Consider the following 13,831-nt stretch of genomic DNA (forward strand, 5'->3'; position numbering starts at 1 on the left):
CACCCCGATCCGCCGCGCGGATCGACCCTCCCCACAAGGGGGAGGGTGAGCTACCCACCCACCTTGAAGAAATCGACAAAGGCGCGCAGCGCCGGCCGCATCTGGCGGTGACTGGGATAGTAGACGAAGAAACCGTCGAAAGTCGGGCACCAGTCCTCCAGCACGCGGATCAGCCTGCCGTCGGCGAGCGGCGCCCGCACATAATCCTCGAACACGAAGGCCAGCCCAGCACCGTCGACCGCCGCCTGCGCGATCAGATGATCCTCGTCGAGGATCAGCGGGCCGTGCGCGGCAAACCCGATCTCCTCGCCGTCCTTCTCGAATTCCCAGCGGTAGAGAATGCCGCTGGAAAAGCGGAAGCGGATGCAGCGGTGATCGGCGAGATCATGCGGATGCGATGGCCTGGGCATGGTCGCGAAATAGGACGGCGCGCCGACCACGGCGCCGCGCAGATTAGGCCCGATGCGCACGGCGATCATGTCGCGTTGCAGGCTCTCGCCAAGCCGCACGCCGGCATCGAAACCGCCTTCGACCACATCGGTGAAGCGATCCTCGATGACGATCTCCAGGACTATGTCGGGATAGGCGGATGCAAAGGCGCCGAACCGTGGGGTCAGCGTCAGGTGGGCTGCGGTACGCGGCACGGTCAGCCGCAGATTGCCGGCTGGCCGGTCGCGCGCCTCGATCGCTGTTTCCAGTGCCAGATCGATCTCCGACAGCGCCGGCCGCAGCCGCTCCAGCAACTGCGCGCCCGCCTCGGTCGGCGCGACGCTGCGTGTGCTGCGGGCCAGCAGCCGCACGCCAAGCTGTGCCTCCAGGCTGGACACCGCATGGCTCACCGCCGAAGGCGCGATGGCCAGTTCCCTGGCTGCGCCGCGGAAGCTGCCGCACTGGGCGACTGTCGCCAATACAGCCAATTGGGAGAGATGAGTTCGATTCATTGATCTATTTTCTAGAACAGGCCGTGCAAATGGGAACCGATTATCGAACATAAGGCAAGGCACTATCTCTGCTGCATCACAACGAGGAGATGCGTGATGCAAACCCGCAAGCTAGGAACTGAGTTGAACGTCTACCCCGTCGGCCTCGGCTGCATGGGCATGAGCTTTGTCTATGGCGGCCAGCCGGAAGCCGACGCCATCGCCACCTTGCACCGCGCCGTCGAGATCGGCGTCAACTTCTTCGACACGGCCGAAGTCTATGGCCCCTACGAAAACGAGATTCTGCTCGGCAAGGCGCTGAAGCCGGTGCGCGACAAGGTGACGATCGCCACCAAGTTCGGCTTCAAGATTTTGGAGGAGGGCACCGGCATCGAACGCATGGCCGGCGTCGACAGCCGTCCCGAGCACGTCAAGGCGGTGGCCGAGGCCTCGCTGAAGCGGTTGAACACCGATGTGATCGACCTCTACTACCAGCATCGCGTCGACCCCAACGTGCCGATCGAGGACACGGTCGGCGCCATGGCCGAGCTGGTGCGAGAGGGCAAGGTGCGGGCACTTGGCCTGTCGGAGGCCAGTGCCGCGACCATCCGCCGGGCGCATGCCGTGCATCCGATATCGGCCGTGCAGAGCGAATACTCGCTGTGGAGCCGCGATCCCGAAGACGAGGTGTTCGCCGTCTGCCGCGAACTCGGCATAGGCTTTGTCCCCTACAGTCCGCTCGGCCGCGGTCTTTTGACCGGCACCATCGCCAAGCCCGAGGCCTTGAGTGACGACGACTGGCGCCGCGGCCTGCCGCGCTTCCAGGCCGACGCCATGGCCGCCAACGCCGCTGTCATCGCTACGCTGGAAAAGCTGGCGGCGCAAAAGGGCGTGACCTCCGCGCAGCTGGCGCTGGCCTGGGTGTTGCACCAGGGCGATTTCATCGTGCCGATCCCGGGTGCGCGAAAGATACGCCATCTCGAGCAGAACACGGCAGCCGCCGGGATCGAGCTGAGCGCGACTGAGGTCGCTGCGATCGGCGATGCGCTGTCGCCTGACAAGGTCACCGGCAAGCGCTACACCGAGGAGTTGCTGGCGCTGGTCAATGGGTGAGCGATGATCAACAGAGGAAGGGGCGCTTCGGCGCCCCTTTTTTGTATCTCATGCTGGGAAGAAGGAGACGAAACGTTGGCGCGAGACACCCCCCTCTGTCCTGCCGGACATCTCCCCCTCAAGGGGGGAGATTGGATGTCGCCTCGGCTTTCGCTAATCGCCAACGTTGAAAGAGAGGTAGGACGGCGAAGCTGTTAATCTCCCCCCTTGAGGGGGAGATGCCCGGCAGGGTAGAGGGGGGCGCTGTCCCGCCGACATTTCCTACCAAGGCACCACCGTAGTCTCGGGCCAAGTCTCTCTCGCCCGAGCCCCTTTCGCCTCATGCGTCTGCTGGTTGTCCATCACCCGGTTCGGCGTGATGCGAAACGAAAAGATATCGTCGAGACCGAACGGTGCCACCAGCTCAAGCTGCCCATCCGCGCCGTAGCGAACGCCAACTGCGTGGGTCCTCGAAGCGAAAAAGCCGAGCGAGTGGCTGGAGCTTGTATAACGAGGGCAGGATCGTCCGAATTTTTGCGGATACCACAGATGCACCCGCGCCTGGTTGCGCACTTCGACCGGCAACGGCAGCCCGGCAAAGACCGGCACTGCGCGGGCAATCACCGCATCCTCGGCTTCGTAGGACAGGTCGCGATCATCGAAATAGAACAGATCAACGTCCTTGATGCCGTAGCCAGACGGCTTTCCCGTCAGCTGGTTCCAGACGCTGTTGTAGAGCGCGCCGGAAACGATCAGCCAGTCCGGCAGGGCAAGGTCTCTTGACCGAACCAGCGCCTCACGGATCAGCGGCTCTTGCGACACGATATCGAGAAACGCCGTCCGTTGCGTTTCGAAAGGCAGGCCGGAGTAGCGCAGATGGTCCATCGCCCTTTGGAGGGCGATTCGCCATCTGCTTGCAAGTCTTTAGCCGCGCAGCACGCCGCCCGTCTGCTTGCCGACATTCTCGACGATGCGCTTGGCCAGCGCCTCGAAATCCTCGTCGGTCAGCGTCTTCTCGACCGGCTGGATCGACATTTCGATGGCGATCGATTTTTTGTCAGCGCCGAGCGACGCACCCTCGAAGATGTCGAACACTGAAACCGCAGTGATCAGCTTCTTGTCGGCCGCCAATGCAGCACGAACAAGAGTGCCGGCCTCGACCGCTTTGTCGACGACGAAAGCAAAGTCGCGCTTCACCGCCTGGAAGGCGGACAGCTCCAGCTTCGGCTTTGTCTTCGTCGGCTTGGCCTTCGGCTCGGGCACGGCATCGACGAACACTTCGAAGCCGCAAAGCGGCCCGGAAACATCGAGCCCTTCCAGCGTCTTCGGATGGAATTCACCAAACGTGCCGAGCACGGTCTTCGGCCCGAGCTTGATCGTGCCGGAGCGGCCGGGGTGATACCAGGCTGGCCCGCCGACCTCGATCTGCAGCCGCTCGACCGGCGCGCCGCAGGCTTCGAGCGCCGCGATCGCGTCGGCCTTGGCGTCGAACACGCCGACATTCTGGGAATTGCCGGCCCAGTTGCGGCCGGAGCCGTCGAGCTTGGCGGTACCGCGCCGCACACCGGCGGCCACGCGCCGTTGCTGATCTGCGCCGTCGCCCTCATAGGTGCCCGACACTTCGAACAGCGCCACATCGCCGATGCCCTTGTCGGCATTGCGCTGCGCGGCAGCCATCAGCCCCGGCAGCAGCGATGGCCGCATGTCGGACATGTCGGCGGCGATCGGGTTGGCGAGCTTCAGCGCCGCCTGGCCACCGCCGAACAGTTCGGCATGCTTGGCCGGAATGAACGACCAGGTGACGGCTTCCATCATGCCGCGCACGGCAAGCGCCCGCTTGGCCGTGCGGGTGCGAACCTGCAGCGTGGTCAGGATTTTCGCATTGACCGCGTCATGCGCACCGAGCGGCTGCGGCGCGATGTTGTCGACGCCGTGGATGCGCATCACCTCTTCGACCAGATCGGCCTTCCCGTCGACATCCGGCCGCCAGGACGGTACGGCGACTTTCACGACATCGCCCGATCCCTTCGGCTTGAAGCCGAGGCGCGACAGGATGTCGAGGCTCTCGTCCCTTGGCACCTCGATGCCGGTCAGCCGCTTCACTTCCGACAGCGGGAAGGAGACGATCTTGGGCGCATGGCCGGCATAGCCCGCGACTTCGATCTCCGTCGGCGTGCCGCCGCAGAAATCAAGCACCAGCCTGGTCGCCAGCTCGACGCCCGGAACCATGAATTCAGGGTCGACGCCACGCTCGAACCGATAGCGCGCATCGGTGATGATCCCGAGCGAGCGTCCGGTACGCGCCGTGGTGATCGGGTCCCAAAGGGCCGATTCGATCAACACGTCGGTGGTGTTCTCGTCGCAGCCGGAATGTTCGCCGCCCATGATGCCGGCAATCGATTCGACGCCATTGTCATCGGCGATGACGCACATTTCCGGCGTCAGCGTGTATTCGCGACCGTCGAGCGCCTGCACCTTCTCGCCGTCGCACGCGCGGCGCACGACGAGATTGCCGGCGACCTTGCTGGCGTCGAACACATGCAGCGGCCGGCCACGATCGAAGGTGACGTAGTTGGTGATGTCGACCAGCGCGCTGATCGGCCGCAAGCCAATCGCGATCAGCCTTTGCTGCAGCCATTTTGGCGACGGGCCGTTCTTGACGCCCTTGACCAGATTGAGCGCGAAGCCGGGGCAGAGCTCCGGCGCCTCGATCGTCACCTTGACCGGGCACATGCCGCTGCCGACATGGGGCATGATGGCGCCACCGACGAGGCGGCCAAGCCCGCTCGCCGCCAGGTCGCGAGCGATGCCGTAGACGCTGGTCGCGTCCGGCCGGTTCGGGGTCAGGTTGATCTCGATCAGCGGATCATCAAGATGCGCATAGGCGGCAAAGCTGGTACCGACCGGCGCATCTTCGGGCAGGTCGATGATGCCGTTATGCTCGTCGGACAGTTCCAGCTCGCGCTCGGAGCACATCATGCCATGGCTTTCGACACCACGGATCTTGCCGACCGTCAGCGTCACGTCGATGCCGGGCACGTAGGTACCGGGCGCGGCAAAGGCGCCGATCAGTCCGGCGCGGGCGTTCGGCGCCCCGCAGACGACTTGCACGGGTGGTTTGCCGTCGCCGGTGTCGACAGTCAGCACACGCAGCCGGTCGGCGTCGGGATGCTGCACCGCCGTCAGCACCTTGGCGATGACGAAGGGTTTCAGGCTCGCTTTGTCGTCGACATGCTCGACTTCGAGGCCGATCGAGGTCAACCGCTCGACGATCTCGTTGAGCGTGGCGTCGGTCTCGAGATGATCCTTGAGCCAAGAGAGGGTGAATTTCATGGTTCTGTTCCGTTTGGTCGGGGCACGCTTGTTTTCAAATGGCGCGGCAAGTCGTCCGGCATGTGCAGGAAGGGCAGCTGTTCGCTGACATAGGCATGCAGCGTCGGCGTGAAATCGGCCGGCACGTCCATGGCACCGAGCGCGAAATAGATGTGGTCCTCAAGCCGCTCGTCGACATAGGCGATCGGCGAGCCGCAAATGCCGCAGAACGAGCGCGTTACCGGCCCGTTCTCGAACATCTTCAGCGCCTTGCCGGTGAAGGCGACCTGTTCGGTCATAAAGCCGACAAAGGCCGACACCGGCGCGCCACTGGCCCGCCGGCAATCGCCGCAATGGCAATAGCTGACATGGTGCGGTTCGGCCGAAGCCTCGAACCGCACGGCGCCGCAGCGACAGCCACCGGTGTGGAGGGCTGTCATGCGCTCAGGCCCCCGAACAGCGTCGGCATGTCGAGCGGTCTGAAACCGTAATGCGTCAGCCAGCGCACATCGGCGTCGAAGAAGGCGCGCAAATCCGGCATGCCGTATTTCAGCATGGCGATGCGGTCGATGCCCATGCCCCAGGCAAAGCCCTGATATTCGTCGGGGTCGAGCCCACCAGCCTTCAGCACATTGGGATGCACCATGCCGCAGCCCAAAATCTCCATCCAGTCGGAGCCTTCGCCGAAGCGCACTTCGCCCGGCCTTGAGCGGTCGCACTGGATGTCGACCTCGAGGCTTGGCTCGGTGAACGGAAAGAAGGACGGCCGGAAGCGCATCTTCACCTGCGGCACCTCGAAGAACGCCTTGCAGAATTCTTCCAGTACCCACTTCATGTTGGCGACATTGGCGGTCTTGTCGATCACCAGCCCCTCGACCTGATGGAACATCGGCGAGTGGGTGGCGTCCGAATCCTGCCGGTAGGTCTTGCCGGGGATGACGATGCGGATCGGCGGCTTCTGCGTCTCCATGGTCCGGATCTGCACCGGCGAGGTGTGGGTGCGCAAAAGCTTGCGCTCGCCCTTCTCGTCCGGCTGGAAGAAGAAAGTGTCGTGCATCTCGCGCGCCGGATGTCCCTCGGGGAAATTCAGCGCGGTGAAATTGTAATAGTCGGTCTCGACATCCGGCCCTTCGGCGATGGCAAAGCCGAGATCGCCGAAGATCGCCGCGATCTCGTCGATGACCTGGCTGATCGGGTGGATGCGGCCACGCTCGGCCGGCGATTGCCGCACCGGCAGCGTCACATCGACCTTTTCGGCCACAAGGCGGGCGGTGATCGCCACATCCTTCAATTCGGCTCGGCGCAAGGTGAGCGCGTCGGTGACGCGGTTCTTGAGGCCGTTGATCGCCGGCCCCTTCAGCTGGCGCTCTTCGGCGCTCATCGCACCGAGCGTCTTCAGCATCTCGGAGACGGAGCCCTTCTTGCCAAGGGCCGAAACCCGCACGGCTTCGATAGCGGCCTCGTCCGCGGCTGACGCTATGTCGGCAAGCAGCGAAGCTTCCAGGGCTTCAAGATTTCCAGCGGTGGCGTTCACGGCGAAGCTCTCTCGATCGGGCGACCGACACCATTTTGGTTCGTCGTCACCATTTTGGTTACATCAGGCATAAGAAAAACCCGCGCCAGCCGTGCCAGCGCGGGTTCCCCAAATCAGAATTTCGAATGCTTGGGAAGCGCTGGTCTTAAGCGACAGCGCTTTCAAAAGCGTTCGGCGTGGTGTTCTTCAGATATTCGAGCGCGACCTTGGCCTTGGCAACCAGGGCTGCGAAAGCCTGTGGCTCGTGGATGGCCATGTCCGACAGGATCTTGCGATCGATCTCGATGCCCGACTTGTTGAGGCCGTCGATGAAGCGGCCATAGGTCAGGCCATGCTCGTGCGTCGCGGCGTTGATGCGCTGAATCCACAGCGCGCGGAACGAGCGCTTGCGGTTCTTGCGGTCGCGATACGCGTACTGCAGCGACTTTTCCACCGCCTGCTTGGCGATGCGGATGGTGTTCTTGCGGCGGCCGTAGAAGCCTTTCGCGGCTTTCAGGACCTTCTTGTGCTTGGCGTGCGAGGTGACGCCTCTCTTTACGCGTGCCATGTCATGATCTCCTTAAAAGCAATTCCAGGTGCCTGGCGGCTTTCCGTTCGGAATTGCGTAAAACAAATGCGTGTCCGGACCGAATGCCTCAGAGGCCGTTCGGCAGAAAATTCTTGATGACCTTCTTGCCATCCGGTTCAGCCAGAACCATCGTGCCGCGGGCATTTCGAATGAACTTGTTGGAACGCTTGATCATGCCGTGACGCTTGCCGGCCGCAGCCGACAGGACTTTACCCGTACCTGTGATCTTGAACCGCTTCTTGGCGGCCGACTTGGTCTTCATCTTGGGCATTTTGCTACTCCGTTTAAGTGCGCACGATCGCGCTTTTTGTTCGCTTCAGGCCGACCAAAGCCCGAAAAGCAAATGAAACCGCCACGGCATGCCCTGCCGGGCGGTTTTCTTGGAACGGCGGTCCTATACGTCAAAGCAGGCCGGGGCGCAACACCTCAGGGGATGCGACGCTCTGTCCGGCCCGACCGTGGCTTTAGGGGATTCGGAACAGCACCGGGAGAATCCCCGATTGCTGGGCGCCGTCGATGGTTTCGAAGACCGGCAGCGCCACCAGGAACACCAGGCCGTCGAGCAGCGTGGTCAGCAGCAGGCGCGGCTTGAAGCTGCCGGTATCGCCTTCCTCGTAAAGCGACAGCTTCGGGAAGAAGCGCGGCACTTTCGCCAGATAGGCCTGGTATGGCGCGCCGAGCGCCTCCTTGAGGACTTTCTCCTCGTGCCGGATGACGATGTGAAAGGCCCCGGCGCAGAGCAGCCCGAAGCCGATCGTGCCCGTGATCGAGCCGATCTGCGCGCCGACGCCGGCGGCAGCGATACTGGAGAAGACATAGAGCGGGTTGCGGGTGATCGAATAGGGTCCGCCGGTCACCACCTCGGAGGATTTGCGTCCACCGATATAGAGCGTCGACCACAAGCGTCCGACGACGCCGAGGAAGATCAAAAGCACGCCGAACATCTCGATGGTTTCGTGCACCGGTGTATCCGGGGGAAACGTCGACTGCCCGAACAGCAGCGCCGCGAACAGCACGACGACGAGCACGGCCAGCACCATCCTGCGCGTGTGCTGATAGTCGCCCGTCTCGTATTTGACCTCATTGACCATGTCGGAATCCGATCGTCGAAAAGCTTTGCCGGCGATCGCAGCATCTGGACAAGAAACAGGCGTCCCGCCGATCGCCGGGACGCCGTGGAATATCATCAAGGCGGATTTAGAGCGCCATCACCACGCTGAACTTATCGTGATCTAGCGGGGAGCCAGCACCATCATCATCTGGCGGCCTTCGAGCTTCGGTTCCGCTTCGACCTTGGCGATGGTCGCCACTTCCTCGCGAACCTTGTTCAGAAGCTGCATGCCGAGTTCCATATGCGCCATCTCGCGGCCACGGAAGCGCAGGGTCAGCTTGACCTTGTCGCCTTCCTCGAAGAATCGCCGAACGGCCTTCATCTTGGTCTCGTAGTCGTGGCTGTCGATGTTCGGGCGCATCTTGATCTCTTTGATCTCGATGACCTTCTGGTTCTTGCGCGCCTCGGCCGCCTTCTTCTGGTTGGCGTATTTCAGCTTGCCGAGATCGAGGATTTTTACGACGGGCGGCACCGCATTGGGCGATATCTCGACCAGATCGAGCCCGGCCTCTTCGGCGAGCAGCAATGCGTCGTTGATGGAGACATCGCCTCGGTTCTGGCCTTCGGCGTCGATGAGCTGGACCCGGGGAACCCGGATATCACGGTTGGAGCGCGGGCCATCCTTGGTGGGCGCCGCTGCTTTGAAAGGTCTGCGAATGGTCGTGGTCTCCTTGAGCCGTTTCGTTCAGGGTTCTTCAGTGCAAATCTGTGAACGCGCCAATGTGGTGAGCGCGCGGGCGGAGTCAATAGCACAGCGCTGACAGGAAATCACCCTGCGTCCGCCACCTTCGGCTGCGCCAAGCGAAGAAACGCGCCAAGCACTTTTCGTTGAGCCCCCGGCTGTGCCAAAAGACCGGCGTGCCACGAGACCGGCGCGAAGGAACAAGCCATGATAGTCAGTCCCCCGGTTTTTCTGGACGTCGACGGAACAGCCATCGCCGTCAGGCAGATGGCAGGTGCCGAGCCCGGCATCGTTTGGCTCGGCGGCTACAAATCCGATATGTTGGGCACCAAGGCGCAGACGCTGTCGGACTGGGCGGATCGCGAAGGCCGCGCCTTCCTGCGCCACGATTATTCCGGCCATGGCGAATCGGGCGGCGCCTTTGCCGACGGCACCATCTCGAAATGGCTTGGGCAAAGCCTCGCCGTCTTCCGGCATTTCACGCAAGGCAAGCAGATCCTGGTCGGTTCCTCTATGGGTGCCTGGATCGCGCTGCGCATGATGCAGGAGTTGCGCAAGGCGGGCGAGGACCGCATCGCCGGCCTGGTGCTGCTGGCCCCGGCGCCGGATTTCACCGCCGAACTGGTCGAACCGGCGCTGACCGAGGCGCAGAAGCGCGACCTCGCGGAAAAGGGCTTCTTCGAGGAGCCGTCGGACTATTCCGCCGAGCCTTACATCTACACAAATGCGCTGATCCAAGACGGCCGCAACAACCTGACAATGACCGGGCCGATCGACACCCACTGTCCCGTCCACATCCTGCAGGGTCTGGCCGACGCGGACGTACCGGCAAGCCATGCGCTGAAGCTGGTCGGCCTGCTGCCGGCCGACGACGTGACGCTATCGCTCATCCCCGAGGGCGACCACCGCCTGTCACGGCCACAGGACCTCGACATGCTGGTTCGTGCCGTGGGCGCCATGGTCCAGCAGGCAGGGTAGAAAAATGCGCATTTCCATTCCCGTATCCGCCTTCGTCGCGGCGATCGTCGGTTTCGGCGGCACGCTGGCCATTGTCATTGCCGCAGCCAAGGCGGTCGGCGCGACGCAGACAGAGACGGCGAGCTGGGTCACCACCATCTGCCTGGCGATGGCCATCGAGAGCTTGTGGCTGTCATGGCGCACGAAAATGCCTGTTATCACCGCCTGGTCGACGCCGGGCCTGGCGCTGATTGCGGCATCGAGCGGCTTTTCGATGGGTGAGGCCGTCGCCGCCTTTATCGTCACCGGCATCCTTTTGATCGCCACCGGTCTGTTTCGGCCGTTGACGCAGCTGATCTCCAGGATACCGCCCTCCGTTGCCTCAGGCATGCTGGCCGGCATTGTCGTCACCTTCGCGCTGAATGCGGTCAAGACCGTTCCCGTCGATCCATGGCTGATCCTGCCGCTGATCGCGGCCTTCTTCGTCATCCGCCTGTTCAATCCGGCGCTGTCGGTGCTGGCAGTGCTGATCGGCGGCGGTTTTGCAGCTTTCCTCACCGGCCGCGTCGGCGGCCTGCCGACACCGGAACTGTCGACATTGACGCTGGTTATGCCGCACTTCACCTTGCCTGCGATCATCGGCCTGGCGCTGCCGCTGTACCTCGTCACCATGGCCTCGCAGAACCTGTCCGGCCTCGCCGTGCTGCGCGCCGCCGGCTATCATCCCGAACCCGGCCCGCTGATCGGCGTCACCGGCCTGTTTTCACTGCTGTCGGCGCCGTTTGGCGGCTCGACCACCAATCTGGCGGCGATCTCGGCGGCGATCTGCACCGGGCCGGACGTCCATCCGGACCCGGCCGAGCGCTGGAAGACCGGCCCGTTCTATGCGCTTGCCTACCTCGTCTTCGCGATGTTCGGCGCTTCGCTGGTGGCGATCTTCGCCGTGCTGCCGCAGAGCCTGATCGTGCTCGTCGCCGGCCTGGCGCTGATGGCGTCGCTCGCCAACGCGCTGTCGATCGCGCTGAAGGAAGAGGGCGAGCGCATGGCTGCCACCGTCACCTTTGTCGTCACCGCGTCGGGGTTGACGCTGTTCGGCGTCGGCGCCGCCTTCTGGGGCCTGATCGCCGGACTGGTCGTGCTTTTCCTGGAAATGCTCAAAAAGCGATAATCATTTCAGGACCTTGTCCGGTTTTAGCGGACATTGTCTTGAATCGCCGTTTTTCCCATCCCATTTCGAATCCACGCAGCCCGATCTTGGCTGTCTCCAACTGAAGGATTGGGAGAAAATGAACACATCTGCATTGATCCGTCCGGCGTGGACGCCGGCGACCATCGCGTTGATGGTGGTTGGTTTTATGGTGTTCTGGCCGCTCGGCTTCGCCATGCTCGCCTACATCATCTGGGGCGACCGGCTCGACGGCTTCAAGCGCGACGTCAATCGTGCCACCGACGGCATCTTCGCCGGCTGCCGCCGCGGTTCGGACAAGGCTGTCCGCTGGGGCCATGGTTCGGCTCGCACCGGCAACGTCGCTTTCGACGACTGGCGCGAAAAGGAACTCGAGCGTCTCAATGAAGAGCGCAACAAGCTCGACGAGATGCTGACCCAGTTCGACGAGTACGCCCGCGAATTGCGCCGCGCCAAGGACCAGGACGAGTTCGACCGTTTCATGGCCAACCGCAACAAGGCGACGGCTCCGACGACGACGACCGAGCCGAGCAAGCCGGCCAAGCGCGGCAAGGGTTCGAACCTTCTCGACGACTGAGCCCCAGCGACAGGGCTCGGCATGCAGAAACGGCGTCGCGCAAGCGGCGCCGTTTCTTTTTTGTTCTGGTCGTTTTCCTCGAATCGCGTATCGTTCCACCATGTCCTTCGGCTTCTTCCGCAACCTGACGAAACCCACGCCTTCCCCTGTTGAAGAGCGTGAGCATGTTGTTGCCGGCCGCTCATTGCCGCTCAAGATCGTCGAGAGCGACCGGGCGCGGCGGCTGACGCTGCGCATCGATTCCGGTGGCCGGGGGCTGCGCATCACCGTGCCGCCGGGCCTGCGCCGCGGCGAGGTGGAAAAGTTCCTGCATCGCCATCAGGATTGGCTGGAGCAGCGGCTGGCCAAGGTGCCAAACCGGCCGCAGGTGCGGCCCGGCATCAAGATACCGCTGCGCGGCGTGCCGCATCGCATCGTCCATGAACCGGCCAAACGCGGCACCGTCTCCCTGTCGCGCGACGAGCGCGGCCCGCTGCTGATCGTGCATGGCGAGCGGATACATCTGCCGCGCCGCATCGCCGATTTCTTGAAGCGCGAGGCCAAGAAGGAAATCGAGAAGCTGGTGATCAAACACACCGAGGCGCTCGGCAAGCGCGCCAAGGCGATCCGTTACAAGGACACTTCCAGCCGCTGGGGGTCATGCACGTCCGAAGGCAATCTGTCCTTCTCCTGGCGCATCATGATGGCGCCGCAGCCGGTCATAAACTACCTCGTGGCGCATGAGGTGGCGCATCTCAAGGAGATGAACCACGGCCCGAAATTCTGGAAATTGTGTGAAAAACTCTGCCCCGACACCGACCGTTGCAAGGACTGGCTGAAGCGCAATGGCGGCGCGCTGCAGGCGATCGTGTTCGAGTAGAGCCGGTCGGCTCAGTTGTGGCTGGCCCTATCAATCATCATTCGCCGCGTTGAGGTCCTCGGGGCGCAGCCCTTCATCGCCATGGCGCGGCCACGGTAAAAAGTTCTTCTCGAAGGCGTCGCCGCCGAAATAATCGAGCGCGCGGTGCGCCTCGGCGCCGTTGAAGGCGGCCTTGTCCATCAGATGCGCGATCACCTCGCGGGCCTGCGCGATCTTTTGTTTGAGTTCCGCAGCGGTTTCGTCTGCCATGGTCATATGCTCCCGCCTGTTGCGTGAACGAAGGTAGCGCTTTCCGCCCCGGTGGCAAACAGGATGCTTTTTCTCGACTCTTTTGCCGTTTCGTGCCAATCCCCGCGCCATGGCGCTCGACATCAAGATATGCGGGTTGAAGACCGACGGGGCACTGGCCGCGGCATTGGCCGGCGGCGCCAGCCATGTCGGCTTTATTTTCTTTGCCAAGAGCCCGCGCTATGTCGATCCCCTGGAAGCCGGCCGCTTGCGCCAGGCAGGAGCGGGCAAGGCCCAGGCGGTGGCCGTCACCGTCGACGCCAGCGATGCGTTTCTGGATGACATCGTCGACAAGATGCATCCCGACATGCTTCAGCTACACGGCTCGGAAACGCCCGCGCGGGTGGCCGAGATCAAAGCGCGCTATGGCCTGCCGGTGATGAAGGCGCTGTCGGTCAGCGAGGCTGCCGATCTGGAGCGGATAATACCCTTCATCGGCGTTGCCGACCGCTTCCTGTTCGATGCCAAGCCGCCGAAAGGTTCGCAACTGCCGGGCGGCAACGGCGTCGCCTTTGACTGGCATATTCTGGCCGGCCTTGACGCAAGCGTCGATTACATGCTTTCCGGTGGGCTCAACGCCGCCAACATCGGCGACGCCCTTCGGCTTGCCAATCCGCCCGGAATAGACATTTCCTCAGGCGTGGAAAGCGCGCCGGGCGTCAAGGATCCGGCGCTGATCGAACAGTTTTTCCGGGCCGTCAGAGCAGCACGCGACAACCGCGCCGCCTGAACAATTTTTTCGAAC

At 63.1% G+C, this 13,831-nt stretch carries 16 protein-coding genes; 6 read left to right on the top strand and 10 right to left on the bottom strand.

Features of this window, described 5'->3' with window-relative positions; all coding sequences use genetic code 11:
• Window positions 1-50: 50 nt before the first annotated feature.
• On the bottom strand, window positions 51-941 hold the full coding sequence (locus tag AC1DX6_RS02030) for a LysR family transcriptional regulator (RefSeq protein WP_477310725.1): 891 nt from the start codon (window positions 939-941) through the stop codon (window positions 51-53).
• A gap of 96 nt (window positions 942-1,037) precedes the next feature.
• Here AC1DX6_RS02030 and AC1DX6_RS02035 point away from each other — a divergent pair, with 96 nt between their 5' ends.
• Window positions 1,038-2,033, top strand: a complete 996-nt coding sequence (locus AC1DX6_RS02035; protein WP_477310727.1) for an aldo/keto reductase — start codon at window positions 1,038-1,040, stop codon at window positions 2,031-2,033.
• A 261-nt stretch (window positions 2,034-2,294) separates the two neighbouring features.
• Here AC1DX6_RS02035 and AC1DX6_RS02040 read toward each other — a convergent pair whose 3' ends face one another.
• The 8 genes from AC1DX6_RS02040 to infC all read right to left on the bottom strand — a co-directional run bounded on the left by AC1DX6_RS02040 (window position 2,295) and on the right by infC (window position 9,195).
• Window positions 2,295-2,897, bottom strand: coding sequence for a nucleotidyltransferase family protein (locus AC1DX6_RS02040; RefSeq protein ID WP_477310729.1), 603 nt, complete (start codon window positions 2,895-2,897; stop codon window positions 2,295-2,297).
• Window positions 2,898-2,936: 39 nt separating this feature from the next.
• Entirely contained in the window at window positions 2,937-5,345 is a 2,409-nt protein-coding gene (gene pheT / locus AC1DX6_RS02045) for a phenylalanine--tRNA ligase subunit beta (RefSeq protein WP_477310731.1), read from the bottom strand.
• Window positions 5,342-5,764, bottom strand: a complete 423-nt coding sequence (locus AC1DX6_RS02050; RefSeq protein WP_477310733.1) for a GFA family protein — start codon at window positions 5,762-5,764, stop codon at window positions 5,342-5,344. The genes pheT and AC1DX6_RS02050 overlap by 4 nt, the downstream gene beginning before the upstream one ends.
• Window positions 5,761-6,858, bottom strand: coding sequence for a phenylalanine--tRNA ligase subunit alpha (pheS, locus tag AC1DX6_RS02055; protein ID WP_477310735.1), 1,098 nt, complete (start codon window positions 6,856-6,858; stop codon window positions 5,761-5,763). The genes AC1DX6_RS02050 and pheS overlap by 4 nt, the downstream gene beginning before the upstream one ends.
• Before the next feature lie 145 nt (window positions 6,859-7,003).
• The gene (gene rplT / locus AC1DX6_RS02060) at window positions 7,004-7,405 is read right to left on the bottom strand and encodes a 50S ribosomal protein L20 (protein WP_013528310.1); all 402 of its coding nucleotides are present in this window, start codon (window positions 7,403-7,405) and stop codon (window positions 7,004-7,006) included.
• Window positions 7,406-7,493: 88 nt separating this feature from the next.
• Window positions 7,494-7,697 carry a 50S ribosomal protein L35 gene (gene rpmI / locus AC1DX6_RS02065; protein ID WP_006201248.1) on the bottom strand — a complete coding sequence of 68 codons (204 nt, stop codon included), beginning with the start codon at window positions 7,695-7,697 and terminating at the stop codon, window positions 7,494-7,496.
• Window positions 7,698-7,890: 193 nt separating this feature from the next.
• On the bottom strand, window positions 7,891-8,517 hold the full coding sequence (locus AC1DX6_RS02070; protein WP_477310738.1) for a methyltransferase family protein: 627 nt from the start codon (window positions 8,515-8,517) through the stop codon (window positions 7,891-7,893).
• Between the two features lie 141 nt (window positions 8,518-8,658).
• The gene (gene infC, locus AC1DX6_RS02075; protein WP_010912915.1) at window positions 8,659-9,195 is read right to left on the bottom strand and encodes a translation initiation factor IF-3; all 537 of its coding nucleotides are present in this window, start codon (window positions 9,193-9,195) and stop codon (window positions 8,659-8,661) included.
• Window positions 9,196-9,426: 231 nt separating this feature from the next.
• Between infC and AC1DX6_RS02080 the strand changes: the two genes are divergently transcribed.
• From AC1DX6_RS02080 to AC1DX6_RS02095, 4 genes are all read left to right on the top strand, one after another.
• Entirely contained in the window at window positions 9,427-10,197 is a 771-nt protein-coding gene (locus AC1DX6_RS02080; RefSeq protein WP_477310740.1) for an alpha/beta hydrolase, read from the top strand.
• A 4-nt stretch (window positions 10,198-10,201) separates the two neighbouring features.
• The gene (locus AC1DX6_RS02085) at window positions 10,202-11,344 is read left to right on the top strand and encodes a benzoate/H(+) symporter BenE family transporter (RefSeq protein ID WP_477310742.1); all 1,143 of its coding nucleotides are present in this window, start codon (window positions 10,202-10,204) and stop codon (window positions 11,342-11,344) included.
• A gap of 118 nt (window positions 11,345-11,462) precedes the next feature.
• Window positions 11,463-11,939 carry a DUF2852 domain-containing protein gene (locus AC1DX6_RS02090; RefSeq protein ID WP_477310744.1) on the top strand — a complete coding sequence of 159 codons (477 nt, stop codon included), beginning with the start codon at window positions 11,463-11,465 and terminating at the stop codon, window positions 11,937-11,939.
• Window positions 11,940-12,039: 100 nt separating this feature from the next.
• Entirely contained in the window at window positions 12,040-12,798 is a 759-nt protein-coding gene (locus tag AC1DX6_RS02095) for a M48 family metallopeptidase (RefSeq protein WP_477310746.1), read from the top strand.
• A gap of 30 nt (window positions 12,799-12,828) precedes the next feature.
• Here AC1DX6_RS02095 and AC1DX6_RS02100 read toward each other — a convergent pair whose 3' ends face one another.
• Window positions 12,829-13,047: a hypothetical protein gene (locus tag AC1DX6_RS02100; protein WP_477310748.1), complete on the bottom strand. Its 219-nt coding sequence runs from the start codon at window positions 13,045-13,047 to the stop codon at window positions 12,829-12,831.
• A 109-nt stretch (window positions 13,048-13,156) separates the two neighbouring features.
• Between AC1DX6_RS02100 and AC1DX6_RS02105 the strand changes: the two genes are divergently transcribed.
• Window positions 13,157-13,816 (top strand): phosphoribosylanthranilate isomerase, encoded by a 660-nt coding sequence (locus AC1DX6_RS02105; RefSeq protein WP_477310750.1) that lies wholly within the window; start codon window positions 13,157-13,159, stop codon window positions 13,814-13,816.
• The last annotated feature ends 15 nt before the right edge of the window (window positions 13,817-13,831 follow it).

The organism is Mesorhizobium sp. P2_C4, from assembly GCF_056404575.1.

What these genes read in the sequence shown, in the direction of transcription:
- AC1DX6_RS02050 (WP_477310733.1), bottom strand. Translation starts at nt 5,764, where the DNA reads ATGACAGCCCTCCACACCGGTGGCTGTCGCTGCGGCGCCGTGCGGTTC.
- pheT (WP_477310731.1), bottom strand. Translation starts at nt 5,345, where the DNA reads ATGAAATTCACCCTCTCTTGGCTCAAGGATCATCTCGAGACCGACGCC.
- AC1DX6_RS02105 (WP_477310750.1), top strand. Translation starts at nt 13,157, where the DNA reads ATGGCGCTCGACATCAAGATATGCGGGTTGAAGACCGACGGGGCACTG.
- AC1DX6_RS02070 (WP_477310738.1), bottom strand. Translation starts at nt 8,517, where the DNA reads ATGGTCAATGAGGTCAAATACGAGACGGGCGACTATCAGCACACGCGC.
- AC1DX6_RS02040 (WP_477310729.1), bottom strand. Translation starts at nt 2,897, where the DNA reads ATGGACCATCTGCGCTACTCCGGCCTGCCTTTCGAAACGCAACGGACG.
- AC1DX6_RS02035 (WP_477310727.1), top strand. Translation starts at nt 1,038, where the DNA reads ATGCAAACCCGCAAGCTAGGAACTGAGTTGAACGTCTACCCCGTCGGC.
- AC1DX6_RS02085 (WP_477310742.1), top strand. Translation starts at nt 10,202, where the DNA reads ATGCGCATTTCCATTCCCGTATCCGCCTTCGTCGCGGCGATCGTCGGT.
- rplT (WP_013528310.1), bottom strand. Translation starts at nt 7,405, where the DNA reads ATGGCACGCGTAAAGAGAGGCGTCACCTCGCACGCCAAGCACAAGAAG.
- AC1DX6_RS02080 (WP_477310740.1), top strand. Translation starts at nt 9,427, where the DNA reads ATGATAGTCAGTCCCCCGGTTTTTCTGGACGTCGACGGAACAGCCATC.
- AC1DX6_RS02030 (WP_477310725.1), bottom strand. Translation starts at nt 941, where the DNA reads ATGAATCGAACTCATCTCTCCCAATTGGCTGTATTGGCGACAGTCGCC.
- AC1DX6_RS02095 (WP_477310746.1), top strand. Translation starts at nt 12,040, where the DNA reads ATGTCCTTCGGCTTCTTCCGCAACCTGACGAAACCCACGCCTTCCCCT.
- AC1DX6_RS02090 (WP_477310744.1), top strand. Translation starts at nt 11,463, where the DNA reads ATGAACACATCTGCATTGATCCGTCCGGCGTGGACGCCGGCGACCATC.
- rpmI (WP_006201248.1), bottom strand. Translation starts at nt 7,697, where the DNA reads ATGCCCAAGATGAAGACCAAGTCGGCCGCCAAGAAGCGGTTCAAGATC.
- AC1DX6_RS02100 (WP_477310748.1), bottom strand. Translation starts at nt 13,047, where the DNA reads ATGGCAGACGAAACCGCTGCGGAACTCAAACAAAAGATCGCGCAGGCC.